Source organism: Selenomonas sp. GACV-9 (assembly GCA_900116485.1).
Taxonomy (GTDB): Bacteria; Bacillota; Negativicutes; order Selenomonadales; family Selenomonadaceae; genus Selenomonas_A; species Selenomonas_A ruminantium_G.
This window is the reverse complement of the sequence record FPAX01000023.1, coordinates 21,581-27,707: the sequence shown is the minus strand read 5'-3', so window position 1 is coordinate 27,707 and position 6,127 is coordinate 21,581. Positions and strand designations below refer to the sequence as shown.

The window sequence follows — 6,127 nt, the reverse complement described above, 5'->3', positions numbered from 1 at the left end:
CTACCCCGTTCGCCCCTTTGGTAACGGTAGTCTGAATTTGCACGAACCGTTGCTCCCGCAGCAAGCACATCGATGTAATTCGTGACCTATCGCCGGAACAGAGCAGGATTATCCCAACATAACGGAGAGCGAGGGTGGGTACACTTTCTTCGTAGACGGAGCGATTGCCCGAACGCAGTGAGGGATGGCACGCGGTAGGTATAAACTAGAACGCCAAGATGTATTGGCGCGCCGCCGGCTTGCCCGGCGCATGTACCTAGGTACGTACAACCTGCCAGCGCGGGTCATTTAGCGGAGCGGAGAAAAAGTGCACCCACCATCACCCAAGCTGAGCTGTAGCAAGCTTATTGTAATCTCGCACTAACAGACAAACTGCAATTTACTAAAAACAAAAAGAAGGTCCGCTGACTCTGAAAAGAATCAGCGGACCTTTTACTAGCTTTAGGCCACAACATTCCTTAGCCCTTAGCCGACACTTCGTTATATACATCTTTGAGCAACGTTTCCTTGCGCAGGTCACGGCACTCACAATTTGTCTCTTCGGCATCGACGTTGCGGATGGTCTCGAGGATGATCTCGCCAATCATCGGCGCATCGTCATAGAAGATGTCGGCCATATCCTGATGGGACCACTTCTCGCGGATGCCCTCGCCATAGTTGACCGTGAAGTAGAGTCCTGCATAGCAGGCCCCGATCTCGCGGGCCAGGTAGACCTCTGGCGCAATGCTCTGGCCGACGATGTCCGCATGGCCGTTCATCATGGCCACCTCTGCCGGGCTCTCGAAGTGGCGGCCGTCAGTGACCGCATAGGTGCCGCGCGTGAAGACGCGGCCGTCAAAGCGCTTCTTCGTCGCCGCGATCAGCGCCTGCCGCATCTCGGGGCACAAGGCGTCGCGCATGACGAGCAGATAGCGCCCGTCGAGCATGACATCCTTGCGCACCGAAAGGTCGAGATAATCATCGGGGATGATGAAATCCCGCAGGTCCAGGAGCTTGTTGACCGTGCCGACGCCGCCCTCGGAAATGATGCGGCGGACACCAGCCTCCCGGAACGTCCAGAATACCTGGCGGCTGGCATCAGCCCGCGTGACCCCCGAGCGCCAGCCGTGCATCTTGACGGTCAGCACGCGCTTTTCTCCCACCCGGAACAGGCGGATGGCCGGGCTCATGCCGTACGGCGTCTCAAAGTGCAGGTTATCGGCGAGGATCTCGACATCCTCATCCGGCAGATTCGCCGGGAAATTGCTCGAAAGCGTTCCCGAGCCGCCAACGACGGCATAATCAGCTTTCGGTATCTTCGTCTCTGTCATTTGTCTACTCCTCTATATCAGCATCCACAAAATCAAGGTGATGGAAAACGGCGGATAACCCGGTACTCCGTATCGCGCTGGGCTGGCTGCCGGCCAGCGCCACGAATCAAGTCGGCCATCTTGTTGATGCTCATCTCATAGCGCGTGCCCGCAGCGCGCACGACGTTCTCCTCCAGCATGATGCTGCCGAGGTCGTCAGCGCCAAAGCCCAGCGTCAGCTGGCCGATGCGCTCGCCCTGGGTGACCCAGGAGCCCTGGATATGCTTGACATTGTCCATATAGAGACGCGTCAGCGCCAGCGTCCGCATGTAGTCCCAGCCCGTCGTCTTCTCACCGCCGAGCTCGGTATTGCCTGGCTGATAGGTCCAGGTGATGAAGGCGCGGAAACCGCCCGTCTTGTCCTGCAGACGGCGGATTTTCTCCATGTGCTCGATGCGCTGGGCCATGGTCTCGCCAAAACCGATGACCATCGTCGCCGTGCTCTCCATGCCGATGCTGTGCGCGCACTCCATGACATGCAGCCAGTCGTCGGTCATGATCTTCTTCGGGCTCACGCGCCGTCTTACCTCATCGACGAGGATCTCGGCACCGCCCCCCGGCAGGCTCGAAAGGCCTGCTGCCTGCAGGCGCTTCAGCGTGTCGAGGATCGACAGGCCTGCCTGCTGGGCAAAGTACTGGATTTCCGTCGCCGTGAACGAATGGATCGTGATCTGCGGGAAATTCTCCTTGATGAGCCGCAGCATCTTCTCATAGTATTCGATGCCTAGGTCAGGATGGAGCCCGCCCTGGATCATGACCTGCGTGCCGCCAGCCTCTGCCGTCTCGCGGACCTTGTCCAGGATTTCCTCATAGGACAGCAGATAGGCGTCCTTGTGGTCCTTGCGGCGGAAAAATGCGCAGAACTTGCACTCGTTCTTGCAGACATTCGTGTAGTTTATATTGCGGTCAACGATGAATGTGACCGTATCGTCAAACAGCTTGCGGCGCACCGCGTCTGCCTGCTGCCCGAGCTCGATCGGGTCGCCATGCAGCAGCAGCTCCTCGCCCTGTGCTGGTGTCAGTCTCGTCATGCCTTCACCTCATGATAGAACGTATCGCGCTCCACCGGCTCATAGCCAGTCTCCCGGATCATCTTCTCCAGCATCCCCCGCGTGATGCCCGTATTCGTCTTGGCCCCGGCGGCGTGGATGATTTTCTCCTCACCAATCGTGCCATCGAGATCGTCGGCACCGAAGCCCAGCGCCAGCTGGGCAATCGGCAGCGTCAGCATGATCCAGAACGCCTTGATATGGTCGATATTGTCGAGGAGCAGACGGGAAAGCGCCATCATCTTCAGGTCCTCCCATGAGCCCACGCGGCGCAGGCCGCGTTCCTCGCCGAGCTTCGTATTGCCCGGATGGAACGGGAACAGCATGAAGGCCTGGAATCCGCCCGTCTCATCCTGGATATCCCGGATGGTAATGAGATGCTGCAAGCGCTCCTCGATAGTCTCCACATGGCCGTACATGATTGAGGCATTCGTACGGATGCCCAGGCTGTGGGCTGTCTTCATCGTCTCGATCCACTCGGCCGTCGTCGCCTTCTTCGGGCAGATGATCTGCCGCACGCGGTCCGCAAGGATTTCCGCGCCACCGCCCGGCAGGCTGTCAAGACCTGCAGTCTGCAGGATTTCGAGCACCTCGCGGATGGACTTGCCCGTCATCTTGGCAAAGTTCACGACCTCGACCGGCGTGAACGCCTTGACATCGGCCTGGGGCAGTGCCGCCTTGACCTGCCGCACGACATCGACGTAGTAGTCAAAGGGTTTGTCCGGATGCAGTGCCGAGACGATATGGATTTCCGAGAGGTTCTTGACCTGCTGTGCCTCAGCGACGATACGCGCGATGTCCTCTGACTCCAACGTAAAGCCGCGCTTGTCGCCAGCTTCGACCTGGAACGCGCAGAGCGGGCAGTTCGCGCTGCAGACATTCGTCAGATTGATATGGCGGTTGACGGTGTAGAACACCTTGCGGCCGCTCTTCTTCTCCTTGGCCTTGCGCGCGCAGGCAGCGAGGAACAGGATGTCGTTATCCTCGTAGAGTGCCAGCGCGTCCGCAAGGCTCAAGCGCTCGCCGCGCTCAGCCTTCGCGCGGGCCGCGGCGATATTCTCCTTTATCTCCATGGAGCTTCCTCCTGCCTTTCGGCTCACTCAAACTTGCGGATGATGTTGAAATTGCAGTCACAGGATGCGGGGATGCGCCCAGCCTCCTTGACGATGCGGATGATCTGGTTCTCCGACAGCGCCGTCGGACTCGTCGCACCGGCATCGTGCAGGATGGTCTCCTTGTGCACCGTGCCGTCGATATCGTTGGCACCAAAGCCCAGGGCCACCTGGGCCACCGGCACGGTCAGCATGACCCAGTAAGCCTTGATGTTCGTGAAATTGTCGAGCATCAGGCGCGAGATTGCCATGGTGCGCAGGTCATCCCACATGCTCGTCTGCTTGACCGACTTGCCCAGCTCCGTATTCTTCGGCAGGAACGGGAAACATATAAAGGTCTGGAAGCCCCCCGTCTCATCCTGCAGCTCCCGCAGGCGCAGCAGATGGTCGACGCGCTCCTCGATGGTCTCGATATGGCCGTAGAGCATGCTCGCATTCGACTTGATGCCGAGCTTGTGGGCCGTGCGCGCAACCTCGAGCCACTGATCAGCCGATGCCTTGTCAGGGCAGAGCTCCCCGCGCACGCGGTCCGAAAGGATCTCGGCGCCGCCGCCTGCGATAGCCTGCAGGCCGCCCTCGTCGCGCAGGCGCACGAGCACCTCCTCGATGGACAGGCCCGAAATCTCACTGAAATGCGTGATCTCTACTCCCGTGAACCCCTTGATGTAGAGCTGCGGGAATGTCTCATGCAAGGCCTTGACGATGCCGAGGTAGTGCTCGAAGGTCCAGGTCGGATGCAGGCCGCTGACGACATGGAGTCCCGCCAGATCCGGATCCTGCATCGCATCCCGCACGACGGCAATGGCCTGCTCCTTGCTCATGGCATAGGCCCCCTTGTCGTCCTCGTCGCGGCCAAACGCACAGAACTTGCACTTCGACGTGCAGACATTCGTCAGATTCACATGACAGTTCACATTATAATAAACGATATCGCCGCATCTTTCCTTGCGGACATGGTCAGCCATGGCCCCGAGCCAGGCAATGTCCGGGCACTGGAACAGCCGGATGCCGTCCTCCCGGCTGAGCCGCTCGCCGCGCATGATCTTCGCTTCGATATCCCGATAGGTTTCCGCTGCTAACAATCCATTCCCTCCAAAATCTCTGATATAGGAAATCCGTCGTTTTTCTCCATACATATCTATTAATTATAACATTTATCGGTTACATTTGCAGGTATTTATCATTCGTTTTCCTATGGAATTTTCCGAAGGGCTGCATCAGAAAAATGAATACATATCCTCCCAGTTTCTCAACATTTAGTTTCCTTAATCAACTTTTAACAGCCTCCACCTTGTTTTCTAAGCCTTGCGGTCTATACTGTTAACTGTAGTCAGGAACGACACATACACAGGTCTCAGGGACTGAGGTGCTCAAAGACTATTATATGCAAAAAGGAGATGAACATATCATGTTCAACAAGAAAAGCCTGAAAGTAACTACTGCGGCTGTCCTGGCCAGTTTCGTGAGCCTTGGCATCTTCAGCGCCACGGTCTCCGAGGCCAGCCCGCGCCATCATCAAGAGTTTGGGCCGCGCTATGAGGTCCAGGAGCTAGCGCATCGCCATCATAACTCTCACCCGAAAAAATATTCCGAGGGTGAGCGCAACACGGCCGCTATCATCGGCGCTGTCGTCGGTGCAGTCATTGCGAAAAACACCTGATTTTCCTGCCTTCTTGCGAATATAATCAATATCTAATGCCTAGCATAGGACTTTCTAAAAGAACCTGTCTATACTTAGTGTTGTGAGCAGGAAGGCGAATACACGATTTCCATTTGTGAACTTCCCTATTGGTAATTCTTCTTCCCCAGAAGAATTTACATACATTCGATTCCTAAATCTCTAATTCTCTCGAAAAAGCGGGACATGCCCCCACAGCATGTCCCGCTTTTTCTATGCATTTTTTCAAGGCGAGCGCTCAAAGGTACTCCTCGAAACGCTCCATCGCCGTGACCCGGATATGACGGCCATCCACCGCCAGGATTCCCTCGCGCTGCATGGCCGATAGCTCCCGCGACAACGACGGCCGCGTGACGGCCAGATAGGCCGCCAGGTACTCACGGCTGACAGAAAGCTCGATGCAGCCGTCGGGCCCGATGTGCTGGAACAGGAACCGCACGATCTTCTCGCGCAGGCTGCCGCTGGCCAGCACCTTGAGCTTGCCAGCCATGAAGTAGGCCTTGCGCGCAAAGATGCGCATGAGGTTGCGCTGCACGAGGAGCGCGCTGCGCGAGAGCTCTCCGCCCCCATCAAGGGACAGCAGATGGCTCGAGATCTCGAGCACCCGCGTCGGCCGCACGGCCTCGACATACATGTCATAGGGCTGACCCAGCACGTCGTAGACTTCCCCGAACATGTCGCCAGGCTCAGCGATCTCCGAGAGGAAGATCTGCCGCCCCGAAAAGGTATCCTTGAGGATATGCACCTCGCCCGTGAGCAGGATGTAGATGCAGTGCGGCATCTCGCCGTCATGGAAAACGATGTCCCCCTTGGCATATTCGCGGACGCGCACCTGTGCTGAGCCCAGCAGCTCACGGATTTCCGCCGCATTCATCCCATGCGTCAGCGAGCAGTCCTGCAGCACGGGTAGCAGCTGTTCTTTTGCCTCCGTCACCATCT

6 protein-coding genes are annotated in these 6,127 nt (G+C 57.6%); 1 reads left to right on the top strand and 5 read right to left on the bottom strand.

Annotation, left to right across the window (positions count from 1 at the left end; translation table 11 throughout):
* Nucleotides 1-458: 458 nt before the first annotated feature.
* Genes BM322_RS12425 through mqnE (BM322_RS12410) form a run of 4 tightly spaced genes read right to left on the bottom strand, consistent with a single transcriptional unit; the run spans nt 459 to nt 4,592 of the window.
* Nucleotides 459-1,310 carry an MTAP family purine nucleoside phosphorylase gene (locus BM322_RS12425; RefSeq protein ID WP_075430951.1) on the bottom strand — a complete coding sequence of 284 codons (852 nt, stop codon included), beginning with the start codon at nt 1,308-1,310 and terminating at the stop codon, nt 459-461.
* A gap of 32 nt (nt 1,311-1,342) precedes the next feature.
* Nucleotides 1,343-2,380, bottom strand: coding sequence for a cyclic dehypoxanthinyl futalosine synthase (gene mqnC, locus BM322_RS12420; RefSeq protein ID WP_075430949.1), 1,038 nt, complete (start codon nt 2,378-2,380; stop codon nt 1,343-1,345).
* Nucleotides 2,377-3,471, bottom strand: coding sequence for an aminofutalosine synthase MqnE (mqnE, locus tag BM322_RS12415; protein WP_075430947.1), 1,095 nt, complete (start codon nt 3,469-3,471; stop codon nt 2,377-2,379). Before mqnE (BM322_RS12415) ends, mqnC begins: the two co-directional genes overlap by 4 nt.
* A 23-nt stretch (nt 3,472-3,494) precedes the next feature.
* Nucleotides 3,495-4,592 carry an aminofutalosine synthase MqnE gene (gene mqnE, locus BM322_RS12410; RefSeq protein ID WP_318254620.1) on the bottom strand — a complete coding sequence of 366 codons (1,098 nt, stop codon included), beginning with the start codon at nt 4,590-4,592 and terminating at the stop codon, nt 3,495-3,497.
* A gap of 326 nt (nt 4,593-4,918) precedes the next feature.
* Between mqnE (BM322_RS12410) and BM322_RS12405 the strand changes: the two genes are divergently transcribed.
* On the top strand, nt 4,919-5,170 hold the full coding sequence (locus BM322_RS12405) for a hypothetical protein (protein WP_075430945.1): 252 nt from the start codon (nt 4,919-4,921) through the stop codon (nt 5,168-5,170).
* A 256-nt stretch (nt 5,171-5,426) separates the two neighbouring features.
* Here the strand turns inward: BM322_RS12405 and BM322_RS12400 are convergent, their stop codons facing one another.
* Nucleotides 5,427-6,125 (bottom strand): Crp/Fnr family transcriptional regulator, encoded by a 699-nt coding sequence (locus tag BM322_RS12400; RefSeq protein ID WP_075430954.1) that lies wholly within the window; start codon nt 6,123-6,125, stop codon nt 5,427-5,429.
* Nucleotides 6,126-6,127: the final 2 nt, after the last annotated feature.